14 protein-coding genes are annotated in these 13,557 nt (G+C 64.4%); 8 read left to right on the forward strand and 6 right to left on the reverse strand.

Annotated elements, in window-relative coordinates; genetic code table 11:
* Window positions 1-160: 160 nt before the first annotated feature.
* Entirely contained in the window at window positions 161-1,390 is a 1,230-nt protein-coding gene (locus HWX39_RS17090; protein WP_175969390.1) for a peptidoglycan DD-metalloendopeptidase family protein, read from the reverse strand.
* Between the two features lie 153 nt (window positions 1,391-1,543).
* On the opposite strand from HWX39_RS17090, the gene HWX39_RS17095 reads away from it, so the two are divergent.
* On the forward strand, window positions 1,544-2,122 hold the full coding sequence (locus HWX39_RS17095; RefSeq protein WP_175969177.1) for a hypothetical protein: 579 nt from the start codon (window positions 1,544-1,546) through the stop codon (window positions 2,120-2,122).
* A 322-nt stretch (window positions 2,123-2,444) separates the two neighbouring features.
* Window positions 2,445-2,777 carry a cupin domain-containing protein gene (locus tag HWX39_RS17100; RefSeq protein ID WP_175969391.1) on the forward strand — a complete coding sequence of 111 codons (333 nt, stop codon included), beginning with the start codon at window positions 2,445-2,447 and terminating at the stop codon, window positions 2,775-2,777.
* Window positions 2,778-2,939: 162 nt separating this feature from the next.
* Here HWX39_RS17100 and HWX39_RS17105 read toward each other — a convergent pair whose 3' ends face one another.
* Complete coding sequence (locus HWX39_RS17105) at window positions 2,940-3,239, reverse strand: H-NS histone family protein (protein ID WP_011350136.1); 300 nt, start codon at window positions 3,237-3,239, stop codon at window positions 2,940-2,942.
* 282 nt (window positions 3,240-3,521) lie between these two features.
* Here HWX39_RS17105 and HWX39_RS17110 point away from each other — a divergent pair, with 282 nt between their 5' ends.
* A complete protein-coding gene (locus tag HWX39_RS17110) occupies window positions 3,522-4,010 on the forward strand; it encodes a RidA family protein (protein WP_175969392.1) in 489 nt (162 codons plus the stop codon).
* A 791-nt stretch (window positions 4,011-4,801) separates the two neighbouring features.
* The gene (locus tag HWX39_RS17115) at window positions 4,802-5,053 is read left to right on the forward strand and encodes a hypothetical protein (RefSeq protein WP_175969178.1); all 252 of its coding nucleotides are present in this window, start codon (window positions 4,802-4,804) and stop codon (window positions 5,051-5,053) included.
* A gap of 21 nt (window positions 5,054-5,074) precedes the next feature.
* Here HWX39_RS17115 and HWX39_RS17120 read toward each other — a convergent pair whose 3' ends face one another.
* Complete coding sequence (locus HWX39_RS17120; protein WP_175969179.1) at window positions 5,075-6,229, reverse strand: histidinol-phosphate transaminase; 1,155 nt, start codon at window positions 6,227-6,229, stop codon at window positions 5,075-5,077.
* A 423-nt stretch (window positions 6,230-6,652) separates the two neighbouring features.
* Between HWX39_RS17120 and HWX39_RS17125 the strand changes: the two genes are divergently transcribed.
* From HWX39_RS17125 to HWX39_RS17140, 4 genes are all read left to right on the forward strand, one after another.
* Window positions 6,653-7,738: a helix-turn-helix transcriptional regulator gene (locus tag HWX39_RS17125; protein WP_244135032.1), complete on the forward strand. Its 1,086-nt coding sequence runs from the start codon at window positions 6,653-6,655 to the stop codon at window positions 7,736-7,738.
* Window positions 7,739-8,244: 506 nt separating this feature from the next.
* Entirely contained in the window at window positions 8,245-9,231 is a 987-nt protein-coding gene (locus HWX39_RS17130) for a TRAP transporter substrate-binding protein (RefSeq protein WP_175969181.1), read from the forward strand.
* Complete coding sequence (locus HWX39_RS17135; protein ID WP_175969182.1) at window positions 9,228-9,800, forward strand: TRAP transporter small permease; 573 nt, start codon at window positions 9,228-9,230, stop codon at window positions 9,798-9,800. Before HWX39_RS17130 ends, HWX39_RS17135 begins: the two co-directional genes overlap by 4 nt.
* Before the next feature lie 4 nt (window positions 9,801-9,804).
* Window positions 9,805-11,157 carry a TRAP transporter large permease gene (locus tag HWX39_RS17140; RefSeq protein ID WP_175969183.1) on the forward strand — a complete coding sequence of 451 codons (1,353 nt, stop codon included), beginning with the start codon at window positions 9,805-9,807 and terminating at the stop codon, window positions 11,155-11,157.
* A gap of 108 nt (window positions 11,158-11,265) precedes the next feature.
* Here the strand turns inward: HWX39_RS17140 and HWX39_RS17145 are convergent, their stop codons facing one another.
* From HWX39_RS17145 to HWX39_RS17155, 3 genes are read right to left on the reverse strand one after another with little or no spacing between them, the layout of a single operon-like run.
* On the reverse strand, window positions 11,266-11,508 hold the full coding sequence (locus HWX39_RS17145; RefSeq protein ID WP_175969184.1) for a hypothetical protein: 243 nt from the start codon (window positions 11,506-11,508) through the stop codon (window positions 11,266-11,268).
* 32 nt (window positions 11,509-11,540) lie between these two features.
* Window positions 11,541-12,959, reverse strand: a complete 1,419-nt coding sequence (locus tag HWX39_RS17150; RefSeq protein WP_175969185.1) for an FAD-binding oxidoreductase — start codon at window positions 12,957-12,959, stop codon at window positions 11,541-11,543.
* 2 nt (window positions 12,960-12,961) lie between these two features.
* A complete protein-coding gene (locus tag HWX39_RS17155; RefSeq protein ID WP_089448834.1) occupies window positions 12,962-13,504 on the reverse strand; it encodes a permease in 543 nt (180 codons plus the stop codon).
* Between the last annotated feature and the right edge of the window lie 53 nt (window positions 13,505-13,557).

Consider the following 13,557-nt stretch of genomic DNA (forward strand, 5'->3'; position numbering starts at 1 on the left):
GCGCGCACGGGCTGCCGCGCGGTGCGTTGACCGGTACGTTGTGGATACAGCGCCGGTTCGCGGCAGGGTGTCGTGAATCCTGGTATCAGTCAGGCGCGCACGATGACTCGAACCGGGCCCGGGGCCGCACGCGGCGCAATGCGGCAGCCCGGCGTGCGCACTAATTCACGCATTCCGGCACCACCGGGTCATTGCTGTTCGTGTAGACGAATCCGTCGGAGATCCACTGATTCGATTCGAGTCGATACCAAAGCCGTGTGGCGCCCCAGTTGCCATTCACGGAGTCGCCGTACCGGTGGCAAGCGAGCTGCACGGTGCGCCCGTTCTCGAGCGTACCGACAATCGGCGCCGACAGTGAAGGCGCGCTGCGCAGGTTCGCCTGTCCCGGCGCCTGTACACGCGCGCTGACGGGCGTGGAAGGTTCGCCGGAATCCGCGCTCCCGTAGTTGACCAGCCAGGCCTGCGGGGAGACGCGCCGTTGATTGCGAACCGCGTATCCGGAGTACGGTGAAGTGCCCTCGAAGAATTGCCAGCCGCCGATCGTCATGCCATTGACGGACACGTCATTGCCATCCTTGCTCAACGAAAAGTGAACGTGCGGCCCCGTCGTTTGACCGCCGCACGGCAGGCCGTTTCCGACGGTGCCGAGATATTCCCCCTGACGGACACGTGTGCCGCTGTTCAGCGACGTCAGCTGAACCATGTGGTAATAAGTCGTCGCATAGCCATTGTCGTGAACCACCTTCACGATCGCGCTGCCGTTGCGCTCGCAGCTCTTGTAAAGATAGCCGTCTCGCGCCGCCAGCACGCGGCCGTTGCCACCCGAGAAATCGAGCGAGTTATACGGCCTGCTTTGTCCGGACCAGCCGTGTGCGCCGCCCGTCCAATACCACCCGGCATTCTGCTCCCACGGCAACGCAAGGCCCGGTTGCGGCAATGCCGCCGCCCGCGGCGCAAGCGAGGCGCGTCGTGACGCGAGATTCTTTCGCTCGTCGGCCGCGAGCAGCGTGGGTGGCGCCGCATCGAGCAGTTCTCCGAACTTGCTGCTGCCCTCCACACCCGTGATCCATCGGCCATTCACGTTGCGCGCGATGAACAGCTTCGTGACGGGATCGGCGGATTCGTCATCACGCAGGATTTGCGTCGCAGTACCCAATATCCATCCGGAAACGTCATCGGTCTTTATTGCCTCGACCAGCCCGCTGTCCGACTGGGCCGGCAGTGCCAACGTCCTGCCCGATCGGGATTCAAGCGCCTGCTCGATCGAGCGTTGCAACGACGTCTCGATTGGCGCCGCATGGGCGATTTCGGCCAGGCCGGCTGCAATCAGCAGCATTCCAGTGAGGGTTTTAATCGAATTCGATGCGGAACGACCTGATAAATTGCGCATAGTTAAATGCACCACGGATAGGGTTTGCAAGAAGTTCACGACAGCGGCGTCAAGCCTACATCATTCGTCATTCATTGCAAGAAAAATGCAATGTATATTTGTCTTATTTTAAGTGGCTGATAAAGTTGAAATTATTGATTCGATAATTTCAACGTGATTTTTTCGATCCTGAAACCGGAGTCGGTCGATCTGGAGTCGTCTTTCTGGTTTCGATGGATTTTCGATGAATCAAAGCGGTTTGATCGAGCAGATATCTGTCTCCATTCCGGCGCCACACACGAAACAATCGGTCCAGGCGGGAGCATGGGGTCACTGTCGCGCGATGCGAAGAGCGCTGGTCAACCCGACAAGACTGCACATTCACCGGTTGCTGCAGTGCCAGAGCCGCGGCAAGTGGATCAAGGCCGCCGCCTCAGCGGCATCACTCAATGGCTGCTGGCGCTTGCCGGACAAGATGGCATCCCGCTCTTCGCGCAGGTCGTGCCTCTGCTGGCAAGCCAGGTTGATAAAAGCGTTCTCCGCGCAATGAAGCCCGTCGTATGCCGATTCACTGGTTTTCGTCCATCCTGGCCTGCCGGTGAATCTGCGAACCGGTTCAGGATGTCGACATGGTCGAGTTGCGACTGGCGATCAAGCGGTCTCGACTCGCACCGCAATATATCGAGGCGAGAATGGGCCCGGATTTTTCCCGACATGCAGGGTGTCGGTTTGCGGTCACGGAATATTTATTGAAAACTGGCGTGCATTATTCAGCTCAGGTCACGCCAATGCGTGAGTGCTCAAAAGACATTCCCGAAACATGGCGACCGGATGCGCAACGATGGCGCTTTGCGCGGCGTAGGTTGCCGTCGTCGGCAAATGCGAATGCGAACGCATCCCGGCCGAGGTCATGCAATCAATTCGCCGCGATCGATTCATCGGCGTGTTCATGGATGCGCTTGAACCGGTCTTGCCCGAGCAATGGTGTTCGTCAGGTCATTGGGCTAGAGTGAACGCTTCCCCGGCGCCTTCGAACCGGCTTCCCCCCTACGCGGATCATCGACGAGGCCAAACCATGCAACTTCAAACCGGTAACCTGTTCGCCACCGAAGGCCGGCGCGGCGGCGATGAGCAAATCGATCTCCTCGTCACGGGCCGGCATCTGAACGTAGAGCGAATCGTATCGATGGGGCACACGAGCCCCGACGGCTTTTGGTATGACGACTCACGCGCCGAATGGGTCGTGTTGCTGTCGGGCGCAGCCGTACTCGAATTCGAAGAAGGCCCGACGCGCCATGAAATGCACCCGGGCGACTACGTGCTGATCGAGCCGAATTGCCGCCATCGCGTTGCGTGGACGCACGAAGAAACGCAATCCGTCTGGCTTGCGATTTATTACGAACGTTGAATCAGGAAATATTGGGCGGACTGCGATCGGGCGCGTAGCATGCCGCCACGCGCCGAATGAGACAAAGCTTCATCAACCGGAACGGTCTTTGAATACCGCCGGTATCGATGCCCAAAAAACAGGACGGCGCGCTGAACCGCACGCCGTTGCACGTCTGGAATCTTATTCCTGGATCAGGAATCGATTGCGATTCTTCGCGTCCTTGATCCATGCGGGCGCGCGACCACGGCCCGACCAGGTTGCCCCGGTCTTCGGGTCGCGATACTTTGCCTGCACGGGGGCGGCCGCTTGCTTGGCCGGTCGACCACGGCGCGTACCGAAAATGTCTTTCTCGGTAATGCCGAATTCCGCCACCTTGGTGCGGATGTCGTCGACGATCGCCTGGAATTCCGCGGCACGTGCAGCTTCGGCTTTTTCGGCCAAAGCTTCCATTTGGGCTTTCAGTTCCTTGTACGTTGCCATGTATCACTCTTCAGGTTGAGTACACACATGATAGCGGTTTCAGCGGAAAATTTTGAGGAAATTCTCTTCCACGACGCGTTTTGTTGTCGATAAGACGACACGGGACTGCTTCGAACACCTGAAAAGTGTGTCATGTTTGAGAAATCGTAGAGGCTTACCCGGAGACTTTTAACGGCAGCGGCACGTCGCTTTGACCGTTCCCGGCGGGTTTTCTTCTTGAAGACAAGCGGCGCAAACTTAACTACGCTTTACATTTTTTCTGAAGTATCGGGGAATTCACCCATGAACAGAGACGATAAGCTGAGCCGGATCGCGGCCGAATTCGGCTTCAATCCGGACGAGGAAATCAGGATCGGCGGAAAGTACAGGCCCGTTCTGGTCGACGGGAGCACGGCCTACATTGCCGGTCAGATTCCGCGGATCGGCGATGTGGTGCATTTCGTTGGCGTAGTGGGGGAATCCGTTTCGCTCGACGAAGCGCGCCGGGCCGCCGGCGTATCGGCGCTGCGTGCGCTCTCGCTGATCAGGAAGCACTGCGGCACGCTCGACGCGATCGCGACGGTGCCGCGCATCACCGTCTATGTGCGAAGCGCGGCTGACTTCACGATGCAAAGCGAAGTGGCTGACGGCGCATCCGATGTTCTGTACGCGGTGCTTGGCGACGCAGGCGTCCATACGCGCTCGTCGGTCGGCGTGCTGCAATTGCCCAAAGGCGCGTCGGTGGAAACGGATTTCATTTTCGGGTTGAAGCATGGCGATGCCGATCGCTGACTGCAACAGGTCGCATCTCGCGGGTGCGTAGGTTAGCGAAACATTCAGGTATCCGGCGCACGTCGTGCCTGCGAGTGACAACGGGCACCTGCAATGCCGAAAGAAAATGAAACGGCTGGCGAACGAATTCGAGACGTCGCTCGACGAAGAGGATCTCGCGAAGGTTCAGGCGGCATTCGATACCTGTGATGCGAACCTGCGCGGTGGGGGGGGAAGGTGGGCTGCGCTGTCGTGCGACCTGCATCGAGACGATCTCGCTCGTCGAGCAAGGGCGGGCGGACGCTGCCGTGACCGACGCATTCGGCGTACGGCGCTCCACGTTCGCGCTCTTAGTCGTCGCGCATGGGGGCCGTGCACTACGCCCGTGCACGCCACACATCCGCGCGTCCTGTCTACCCGACGGCAGTGCACTGACTGCGCGCCGTTCAAGCGGCCGGTGCGATGGCACCTCATCGCCGGCCGGCAACCGCATACCTGCCGCGCGTCCCCGGGCTTCCCGTAACAACTGGAAATCACCGTCCCGCCAATCTCGCCCGTATCCCCACTTTGGGAGATGCGATCACCCGACAGCAAGCCTACGATTGACCGCAGGGCATCGGGTCGGATGTCATCAGAACAAACGGACAGGCCCGCCGTTCCGTGTCGAAATCAGTGAATGCCCACGAGGTTGACTGACACAGCTTCTGCGTACGATGGCGACACGACGTGTGCGGTGAGTCGTTTGCATCGCAACACGATGGCGCGTTGATGACGGAAGGCCTGTTGTCGTATTTCGGGGAATTTCAATCAATATGCTGGCACGAGACTATGCAGAACGAGAGCTCTCTCACATTCAGAGAATGGTCGCTCTCCTGGACAGCGAGACGAACGCTGACGATGTGTCGATGTCGGGCGCGGGGCGCGTGCGACATCCGAGCTACTGGCGCGGGCGAATCGAGGAGCTGCTGTCGGCGCCCGATGTGCCGCGCCACGTCCGGACGCTCAGCGAAGCGGTGCTCGCGAAGCTCGACGCGATGGAGATGCGGTTCGCGACGATGAAGTAAATACATCGTCGGATGCGGCGCTTACATGCGCTCCATCGCGTTGCCGACCGGATGGCCGGTCGCTTGTCCGGGCGTCATCACGTCAAGCAGGGCCGCGCGAAACGCAGCCATCTCCGCAGCGGTGCCGATGGACACGCGAAGATACGCCGGCGGCCCGGACTCGCGAATCAGGACGCCGTGGCGCAGGAGTCCGCTCCAGATCCGGTGCCGATCCGCAAACTCGCCGAACATCACGAAGTTGGCATCGGAATCGGCTACCGTGAGGCCCAGGCCACGCAGCCAGCGGACGGTCGAATCGCGTTCGGCCTTGATGGTCTCGACTTGCGACAGCATCTCGTCACGCGCGGCCGGCGCCGCGCAGGCCGCTGCCTGGGTAAAGGCGGACAGGTGGTAGGGCAATCGAACCAGCTTCAGCGCTTCGACGACCGCCGGCGCGCACGCGCAATACCCGACGCGGCCGCCCGCGAACTTGAACGCCTTGCTCAACGTGCGGGTGACGACGAGCCGCGGATGCTCGGGCAGCAGCGTCACCGCGCTGGGGACGCCGTGACGCCGGAACTCCGCATAAGCTTCGTCGACGACGACCACGCCCGGCGCGACGTCGAGTATCGCGCGGATATCGTCGATCGGCAGCGCGGTGCCGGTCGGGTTGTTCGGCGACGTCAGCAGCACCACGCTCGGCTGGTGCTCGCGCATGCTGTCGAGCGCCTGACCCCGATCCAGCGCGAAATCCCGGGTGCGCGGCAACGTATGCAGGCGCGTGAAAGTCGTGCGGCAGTATTCGTCATACATGGGATACGCGGGCGTGAAGGCCAGCGCCGAACGCCCCGGGCCGCCGAATGCCTGCAGGATCTGCTGGATCACTTCATTCGAGCCGTTGGCCGCCCAGACGCGCGAGGCGTCGACCGTCACGCCGGTGTCGTGCGTCAGATACGCCGCCAGATGCGCTCGCAGCTCGGCAAAGTCGCGATCGGGATAGCGGTTCGCCGCGCGCGCCGCGTCGGCCACCGCGGTCGCGATGCGCTCGACGAGCCCGGGCGACGGCGAATACGGATTCTCGTTGACGTTCAGGCGGACCGGCACATCGAGCTGCGGCGCCCCGTACGCGTGCTGCAGCTTGAGATCCTCGCGCAGCGGTAAATCCGGCAAGGCGATTGCTTTCCAGGGTTGTGGCATCGAAAACACTCCATACGGGTTCGATTGATCGGCGCGGCGGGTTTATGAGGCGGCAAAAAACAAAAAAGGCGCCGGAGGCGCCTTGGTTGTCGTCTTGATCGGGCATTCACCCGACGCAATTGCTAGATGCGAAACGAACCACGGCGCAACCGGGGGCGGCCGTGGTGATGGTGCAGCGAGAGCGTGGTGTTTCGAATCGTCATGCGCCGCATCATGGCATGCCGTGATCCGGATGAAAAGCGATCGGCATCGCGTGTGCCGGAAAAACGGCCATTACAAGCGGCCATTACATCAGACGATAAACGGTAACAAACGTGGTATTTCGATCAAGCGCAAACGAGTGATTCAAACGTTGGCGCCGATTGACTAAGATGCGCAGAAGACGTTCGACAAAAACGCACGGCGCGGGGTGGCCAGATGCAAATGAACGGATTGATTCCATCGGCATGGGTCGATGACGTCTATGCTGCGGCACTCGGCGATCAGCGATGGGAAACGGTGCTGGACGGGCTGCGATCGTGGGTCGGCGTGCGCATGGTCACGCTGCTGTCGTTCGACGACGCGGCGCGGGTGCCGGCGATCGAGCAGGCGGCGGGTGACGACGCGTCATGGGTCGCCGCGTGTTACCACGCCTACAACACCGAGTTCTATCTGTACGACCCGGTCGTGCCGGTTGCCGCCAACTGGCCGACGGGCCGCTGGTTCGAGGACGTCAAGCACCTGTCTGCGCACCAGCGCGCGCACAGCGCGTTCTACCAGGAATTCCTTCACCCTTACGGGCTCGGCAGCATCTCGGGCCTGTACATCCTTCGCAGCGAGGGCGCCGGCGCATTCCTCAGCGTCCAGAGCGGCCCCGAATCGCAAGGCCTTTCCGATGACCAGCGCCACGCGATCGAAACCATGGGAATGCACATCGGCCGCGCGCTGCAGATCCAGGCACGGATCGGCGCGCTCGAGGCACGCGTGGCCGCCGCCGAATCGGCGCTCGACGCGATTCCGGTGCCGGTGTTCCTGCTCGGCGAGCAGCGTGAGCTGCGCTACACGAATCGCGCGGCCGATCAACTGCTCGCGGCGGAACCGGCGCTGCGGGTCGTGAACGGGCGATTCGCGCCGGAAGGCTGTGTCGACGATGCGCAATGGCGGCACGCGTACGCGCGCGGCGGGCTGCTGTTGCGGCGCTCGACGGGCGAGCCGCTGCCGCTGGCGCTGATGCCGGTGCCCGAGCAGTCGCGGCTGATGCGAGAGCGGCCGGGCGTCGCGACGTTGATGACGGCCGCCGACCTGCGTTCGCCGTCGGCCCGCGCGCAACGGCTGCGCGTGTTCTACGGGCTGTCGTCGGCCGAAGCCGATCTCGCCGTGCTGCTGTGCTGCGACGGGCTGTCGCCGCAGGAGTGCGCCGGGTTGCGCGGCGTGTCGATCGGCACGATCCGCACGCAGATCAAATCGATCTACGCGAAGACGGCAGTGGCGCGCGCGGCGCAACTGACATCGCTCGTCATGCAGACGTGATGGCGCGGGGCAGGCGTGGGGCCGGCGCAAGCCCGTTATTGGCGTGAACGGACCCTGGGCGCCTGCCGCCGCCCGGATTCCCTGTCGTTCCCTCCGGGTCGTGCCGCACGCGGCGGTGCGTGGCCGGCGCGCGCATGGCATCGCGCCAACGGACTGGCAATGTGATCGGTCATCCTATGACTTATGCAAGCGAAGCGAAAGATTGCTTCCCGGCGTCGGCGGAAGCAATGGACCATCGCTCCGGCTCGAATGCGGCTCCCGATCCAGAAAACGTTTCGCGCAAATTCGCCTAAACAGAGAAAACGATTCCCTGAAAATTCCCCTATACCTGGCATGACAATGCTTCTACGGGTATGCACCAAGTGAGTTAAACGATTAACCGACGTACATTCGCGTCAACATGTCATACGACGTATGACTCAGCGGTCAGCGCGCACGGCGCCGAAGCATGCGCATGCCGGCGGATCGCCGCGCAACAACGAGCAAAACCATCAAGGAGACTGACGATGAAGCACCGATTCAACCGCTCCCGTATTGCCCTGGCCGTCGCGCTGATGGCCGGCTGCGCGATGTCCGCCCAGGCGCGCGTGTTCCGCTCGGCGGACGTGCATGGCGACAACTTCCCGACCAACATGGCCGTGAAGTTCATGGGCGACGAACTGTCGAAGCAGACGGGCGGCAAGGATTCGATCAAGGTGTTCGGCAACAGCGCGCTCGGCTCGGAGAAGGACACGGTCGACCAGGTGCGGATCGGCGCGATCGACATGGCGCGCGTAAACGGCGCGTCGTTCAACGAGATCGTGCCGGAATCATTGATCCCGTCGTTCCCGTTCCTGTTCCGCGACGTCGACCATTTCCGCAAGGCGATGTACGGCCCGGCCGGCCAGAAGATCCTCGATGCGTTCACCGCGAAGGGGATGATCGCGCTGACGTTCTACGAGAGCGGCGCGCGCTCGATCTACGCGAAGCGCCCGGTGCGTTCGCCGGCCGACATGAAGGGGCTGAAGGTGCGCGTGCAACCGTCCGACCTGATGGTCGACGAGATCAAGGCGATGGGCGGCACGCCGACGCCGATGCCGTTCGCCGAGGTGTACACGGGCCTGAAGACGGGGCTGGTCGACGCGGCCGAAAACAACATGCCGTCGTACGAGGAAACGAAGCATTACGAAGTGGCGCCCGACTACTCGGAGACACAGCACGCGATGACGCCGGAAGTGCTGGTGTTCTCTAAGAAGGTCTGGGACACGCTGTCGCCGCAGGAGCAGGCGGCCATCAAGAAGGCGGCGGCCGATTCGGTGCCGTACTACCAGAAGCTGTGGACCGCGCGCGAAGCGTCCGCGCAGCAGGCCGTGACGAAGGGCGGCGCGAAGATCCTGCCGGCCGCGCAGATCGACCGCGCGGCGTTCGTGAAGGCGATGCAGCCGCTGTGGACGAAGTACGAGAAGACGCCGCAGATGAAGCAGATCGTCGACGAGATCGAGGCCACCAAGTGACGCGTCGCACTTCCCTGAACAGCGCAGCGGCCGCGGGCGGGGCGGCCGCCGCCCCGGACGGCGAGGCGCCGGCGCGGCCGCATGCCGCGCGGCTCTTGCGCTGCGTGAACGACGTGCTGTTGCGCGTGCTGGCCGTGATCGCGTCGGCGTGCCTCGCGGTGCTGACGGTGCTGGTGTTCTACGCGGTCGTGATGCGCTACGTGTTCGAGAACGCGCCGGATTTCGTCGAGCCGATCGCGCTGCTGCTCGTGATCGTGATCGCGATGTTCGGTGCGGCGATGAAGGTGCGCGACGGCGGCCATATCGGGCTCGATTCGCTCGTGCGCCGGCTGCCGCCGACATCGCGCGCGGTGGTGATCGCGATCCAGCACCTGAGCCTGATCGCGTTCGCGATCATGATCATGGTCGGCTGCGGCAGCATGGCCGCCGAGACGATGGGCGACCGCATCCCGATCATCGGGATTCCGGAAGGTGTGCGCTACCTGATCGCGATGCCCGCGGCGATCGCCATCATCCTCTTCTCGCTCGAGCACCTGCTCGCGCTTCGTCGTTCTTCGCCGGGACAATAACGCCATGGAACTCGCGATCCTGTCCGTCAGTTTTCTGATTTTCCTCTTGCTGGGCGTGCCCGTGTCGTTCGCGCTCGGGATAGCCTGCGTGCTGACCTATATGGTCGAAGGCTTGCCGATCGCGACCGCGATGCAGGCCATGATCTCGGGGATGAATGCGTTCTCGTTCCTCGCGGTGCCGTTCTTCATCTTCTCCGGCGAACTGATGCTGCACGGCGGCATCGCGGACCGGATCCTGCGCTTCGCGCAGGCAACGGTCGGCCACTTCCGCGGCGGCCTCGGGATGGCGAACGTCGTTGCCTGTACGCTGTTCGGCGGCGTGTCGGGCTCGCCGACCGCCGATACGTCGGCGATGGGCGGCGTGGTGATTCCGCTGATGAAGCGCGAAGGCTACAGCGCCGCGTACGCGGTCAACGTGACGACGCATGCGTCGCTCGCCGGCGCGCTGATGCCGACGTCGACCAACATGATCATCTACGCGTTCGCCGCGCAGGGCATCACCGGCATGCTGCACGGCCAGCCGGTGAGCGGCGTGTCGATCGGCGACCTGCTGTTCTCGGGGCTGCTGCCGGTGTTGTGGGTGATGGGCTTCGTGCTCGCCGCCGCGTACTGGCAGGCCGTGCGCCACGGCTATCCGCGCCGTGAAGACGGTTCGTCCGCGCTGCCCGCGTTTCCCGGCTGGTATGCGGTGCTGCGCAGCTTCGTCGGCGCGGTGCCCGGCCTGATGGTGATCGCGATCATCCTCGTGTGTGTCGCGAAGGGGATCGCCACCGCGACCGAAGCGGCCGCGATCGCCGTCGTGTACTCGCTCGTGCTGACCGCGGTGGTCTACCGGACGCTGACGGCCGAGAAGCTGCGCCGCGCGCTGTCGCATGCGGCGCGCACGACGGGTGTCGTGCTGCTGCTGATCGCGGTGTCCAACATGCTGCGCTTCCAGATGTCGTACCTCGAGATCCCGGATGCGATCGAAGGGCTGCTGAAGCAGTCGACCGCAGCGCCCTGGCTGATGCTGCTGTACATCAACATCATCCAGGTGTTCCTCGGCACGTTCGTCGACATGGCCGCGCACATCCTGATCACGACGCCGCTGTTCCTGCCGATCGCGATGGCGTGCGGCGTCGGGCCGGTGCAGTTCGGGATAATGCTGCTGCTGAACTGCTCGCTCGGCCTCGTGCACCCGCCGATCGGCTCGGTGCAGTTCGTCGGCTGCGCGATCGGCAACGTGTCGATCGGCGAGACCACGAAGATGGCGTGGCCGTATTACCTCGCGATCTTCAGTGCGATCAACATCGTCACGTACCTGCCGTTCTTCTCGACCTGGCTGCCGAGCCTGATCAGCGGGCACGCGGTGTTCTGACTCTCCGATCGCATGCCTCGCCCGACGCGGCGCCTGACGACCGAGGTTGTCCGGCGCCGCGGTTGTTTCCGCGGCGCTTGTTCAATTCACCGCAGGGCACCTGAACGCTCAATCCTGCCGCGTATCCGGCTCGCCGTGACCGCCAGCCGACCGGTCATCACGCCAATCCTCAAGCTCGCGCCACAGCGCCGGGCGCGCATGATCGCGCGGCGGCAGCCGGATCACGTAGGCCACCCCTCGCACATTGACCACGACGCCCGAGTCGGGCAGCGTGGCCGGGATGCCGGAGAACGGCGGCTCGGCATCCGGTTCGGAAGCGGTGCCCGGGCCGGGCGGGTGTCGAAGGGTCATGCGAATTCTCCGTGGCGCCGCGCAACGGCGCATCAATAGCGGACACGCCCGATCAGACCCAGCGGGTCGACGGCGTGCTGGACGGCGGCGGCGACCTGCCGTTGTGCGGCCGGCACATGCTTGCGGTAGTACGCGACGTTGACCGGCCCGACGCCATGCTCGGCGCTGAAGCAGCCACCGGCCCGCACCACGCGGTCGTACAGCGCGCCGCGCAGCGCCACCTGCTGCAGCGGCCCGTAGCGTTCCGCACTGGCATGCGGGATCGACACGACGAGATGACAGCCGCCGTCGCCGAAATGCCCGAACGCGTAACAGCGCAGCGACGGATGCGCGGCCGCGATCCATTGCTCGGCATCCGCGACGAACGCGGCCAGTGCGCTGCGCGGAAACGACACGTCGAACGACAGCGGCAGGCCATCCTGCGCAACCGCGGCCGGCAGTGCATCGCGGATTCGCCAGAACCGTTCGGCCGGCGCGCAGGCCGCGTCGAGCACCACGCGTTCGCCCGCCAGCGCGTCGAGTGTCGCGATCGTGCGTTCCTCGAGCAGCGCATCGAGCCCCGCCATGCCGGTCGCGATCTCGACCAGCGCATAGCACCCAGCAGCGTCGGCGTCGAACGGAATGTGTGACGCCGGAAACGCGGCGGCGACGCAGCCGACGGCCGCCGCCGACATGAATTCGAATGCCGACAGCATCTCGCCGAACACACGCTCGAACGCGAGCAGGCCGGCGAGCGCCGCGTCGTACGACGCGAACGCGACGAACGCGGCGCACGACGATCGTTCGAGCGGCGCGAGGGCGAACGACACGGCCGTCACGAGCCCGTTGGCGCCGTTCGCGCCGATGAAGCATTGCGTGACGTCGAAGCCCGCGTTGCGTTTGCGCAGCGGCGCGAGCGCGTCGAGCACGGTGCCCGCCGCATCGGCGAGCACGACTTCGACGCCGAGCACGTTGCGGCGCACGTCGCCGTACTTGATCAGGCGGCTGCCGCCCGCGTTGGCGCCGACGAGGCCGCCGGCCGCTGGATCGCTGCCGAGGTCGATCGGCAGGCAGAGGCCGGCTTCGGCCGCCACGCGGTTGATGTCGGACAGCCGCACGCCGGCCTCGACCGTGATGCTGCGATTCGCCGCGTCGAACGCGCGAACGGCACGCATCCGGTCGAACGACACCACGCATTGCGTGCCGCTGCGATCGGGCACGGCGGCGCCGACGAGCCCGGTGCGCGCGCCCTGCGCGACGAGCGCGATGCGGTGCGCGACGGCGATCCGTGCGAGCGCGCTCGTGTCGGCGGTCGAGGCCGGCCGCGCGACGCCGAGCGCAATGCCGCCGTGGAGCGTCACGTCCGTCGTGTAGGGCTCGCATGCGTCGTCGGACGCACCGTCGAGCCAGCCGTCGCCGAGCGTCGCGGCGAGCGCGTGCCGCTGCGCGGTGCGGTCGGGCAACGCGCTCATCGTCAGCCGGCCCGCACGAGCTGCTTGCGCAGTCGGCCGCGCACGACGACCAGCGCGATCAGCGGCACGACGCCGCCCCACAGCGGACTGTGGCGCATCGTGATCGACACCGCGAGCGCGACGACGGTGACGGCGAGCAGCACGATCGACAGCGAGCGCGCCCGGGCGTGGTCGACGAACGTGCCGTCGACGAAGCCGCCGTCCGACCACGCGGTATGCACGATGCCGACGACCAGCACGCAGACGAGCATCGCGGCCGGCCCGAGTTCCTCGCCCCACAAACGGCTACCTGTGGGCGATACGAGCGCGAGCACCGCGCCGATCACGAGGAACAGGTCGACGCCGATCGCGATGCTGTTGCGGTCCGCGCGGCGGATCAGCCACGCGCCGTGCACGAGCGCGAGCACGCCGCCGATCAGGAACGCGTGGGTCCAGCGCACGTCCGGCTGCTCGGGGCCGAGCCGGCCGTAGAAAAGGAACACGATCGCCGGCAGGAAGTTGCTCGCGTGCAGCAGGTAGTCGGTTATGGGATTGCTCGATTTCATCGGGTGGTTCTCCTTCGTCGAAACGTCGAAACGTCGAAACAGCGGGCGACGCG

Origin of the sequence: Burkholderia sp. BCC0322 (assembly GCF_902833045.1) — a bacterium.
Classification (GTDB): Bacteria; Pseudomonadota; Gammaproteobacteria; order Burkholderiales; family Burkholderiaceae; genus Burkholderia.

Excerpts from the sequence above, each read along its gene's own strand:
- HWX39_RS17090 (WP_175969390.1), bottom strand. The coding sequence starts at position 1,390 with ATGCGCAATTTATCAGGTCGTTCCGCATCGAATTCGATTAAAACCCTC.
- HWX39_RS17100 (WP_175969391.1), top strand. The coding sequence starts at position 2,445 with ATGCAACTTCAAACCGGTAACCTGTTCGCCACCGAAGGCCGGCGCGGC.
- HWX39_RS17105 (WP_011350136.1), bottom strand. The coding sequence starts at position 3,239 with ATGGCAACGTACAAGGAACTGAAAGCCCAAATGGAAGCTTTGGCCGAA.
- HWX39_RS17110 (WP_175969392.1), top strand. The coding sequence starts at position 3,522 with ATGAACAGAGACGATAAGCTGAGCCGGATCGCGGCCGAATTCGGCTTC.
- HWX39_RS17115 (WP_175969178.1), top strand. The coding sequence starts at position 4,802 with ATGCTGGCACGAGACTATGCAGAACGAGAGCTCTCTCACATTCAGAGA.
- HWX39_RS17120 (WP_175969179.1), bottom strand. The coding sequence starts at position 6,229 with ATGCCACAACCCTGGAAAGCAATCGCCTTGCCGGATTTACCGCTGCGC.
- HWX39_RS17125 (WP_244135032.1), top strand. The coding sequence starts at position 6,653 with ATGAACGGATTGATTCCATCGGCATGGGTCGATGACGTCTATGCTGCG.
- HWX39_RS17130 (WP_175969181.1), top strand. The coding sequence starts at position 8,245 with ATGAAGCACCGATTCAACCGCTCCCGTATTGCCCTGGCCGTCGCGCTG.
- HWX39_RS17140 (WP_175969183.1), top strand. The coding sequence starts at position 9,805 with ATGGAACTCGCGATCCTGTCCGTCAGTTTTCTGATTTTCCTCTTGCTG.
- HWX39_RS17145 (WP_175969184.1), bottom strand. The coding sequence starts at position 11,508 with ATGACCCTTCGACACCCGCCCGGCCCGGGCACCGCTTCCGAACCGGAT.
- HWX39_RS17150 (WP_175969185.1), bottom strand. The coding sequence starts at position 12,959 with ATGAGCGCGTTGCCCGACCGCACCGCGCAGCGGCACGCGCTCGCCGCG.
- HWX39_RS17155 (WP_089448834.1), bottom strand. The coding sequence starts at position 13,504 with ATGAAATCGAGCAATCCCATAACCGACTACCTGCTGCACGCGAGCAAC.